This window comes from Aeromonas sp. QDB11 (assembly GCF_027705265.1).
GTDB lineage: Bacteria > Pseudomonadota > Gammaproteobacteria > Enterobacterales > Aeromonadaceae > Aeromonas > Aeromonas allosaccharophila.
Genome location: NZ_JAPDBM010000168.1, coordinates 1 through 1,463, shown reverse-complemented (window position 1 = coordinate 1,463; position 1,463 = coordinate 1). Strand labels below are relative to the sequence as shown.

The following is a 1,463-nucleotide window of genomic DNA, read 5'->3' as shown; positions in this document are numbered from 1 at the left end:
GTTACATCGTACTGTTGCGTTGTTCTCAGATGTTTTTGCACAAATGCAGGGATATCACGCCAAGGCATCGCAGGCTGATGTTCTACCCGCACAGACTTGCTGGGTTGTGCCGGTAGTAAGTGGCCAACCACATCTACTGGGTTTGCAGAGGTATAGCCGTGGGCCCATGCCCAAGCCATCACTGCGTGTAGGCGCTGCTTAACACGGCTTGCTGTTTCCGGGATCGTCAGCCATATCGGTTGCAAAACGGAAGCGATATGAGCTGGGGTAATCGCATCAATCGAGATAGCGCCAATGGTAGGAAAGGCATATTGCTCCAATGTGGTGATCCATTGCTTACCATGTTTGGGGTTCTTCCAGCCGGGTAGCAAGCTTTCGTAGACTAATCTGGCAGATGCTTCCAACGTCGGGATCTTCGGTTTGTTCTGCTCCTGAAGCCGGACCTCTAGCGGATCCAGATTATTCGCCAGCTGTTCCCGCATTGCCTGTGCGTCTCGAGCTGCGTCAGCGATGGAGATCTCGGGGTAAGTCCCGAGACCAGCATTCCGCCGTTTCTTTGTAAGTGGGCTGACATAGCGGAATACCCACTTGCCTCTGCCCTTGGCGGTAGAAGGGTGTAGCGTCAAGCCTGTAACGCCACCGTGGGCAAGGGGTTTATCTTCCGGCTTTATGCTACGAGCTTTGGTATCGGTGAGGATCGCCATCAGGTAACCTCCTTGAGAATTGAATATGCCACGCAGTATGCCACCAGGCATGCGCAGTGGTAATATGTGATTGGGGTGAATTGGACAGTGTTTGTGTCTAATCTATTGATGGTAAAGGATTTGCTGGGTTTGCGTGGAGTTGATTGGACTTGATTGCGGCGGGCACCTCCTCCGCCATTCATACCGAGCCCATGCAACCATGTTGCGTGGGCTTTTTGTTTGCCTACGATTTGCCATTTTTCATAGATTTCAACACATTAGTCTTCTTCAACACCCTCCTAATCTTCTCGCCTGCAGGCTCAATAACCACCAGAAAATCACCAATCAACCTCGAACCTCTGCGTTCCTGCACACATCCCTACCCATTTTCTTATTACCCCAAACCACAACGACATAACACAGCAACCAATGTTAGAGCAGCCAACACACTCTCTGGCATAACGTCAGCGGGCGACTAACACAGTCATGGGCAAGCAGAGGGCTCAAAAAGAAAGACTTCAGCTAACACAGGACGCAGATACCCAGGAAAGATCTCATGGCGTACAGGCGAGCATAGGATTCGTGGGTCATGACTACGCCAGAGCCGCCATACAGCGCGACAGCGGTTCAGTGAAGGGAGATGTGGAACCAGAAAACAACGGCGAGCGACAAGAATTTCAGAGGATAAGGGGTAAAACAGTTTAATTATCAGACGACTTTCTGAATATCAGGCAATAAAAAACCCCGCTCATCGAGCGGGGTTTCTTGGATTGGGTGCCT

Annotated in this window: 1 protein-coding gene; it reads right to left on the bottom strand. The window is 50.9% G+C overall.

What is annotated here, in order from left to right; all coding sequences use genetic code 11:
- Positions 1–704, bottom strand: a 704-nt coding sequence (locus OKC40_RS22425) for a tyrosine-type recombinase/integrase (RefSeq protein ID WP_270797022.1), incomplete at its 3' end; no start/stop codon positions are given.
- Positions 705–1,463: the final 759 nt, after the last annotated feature.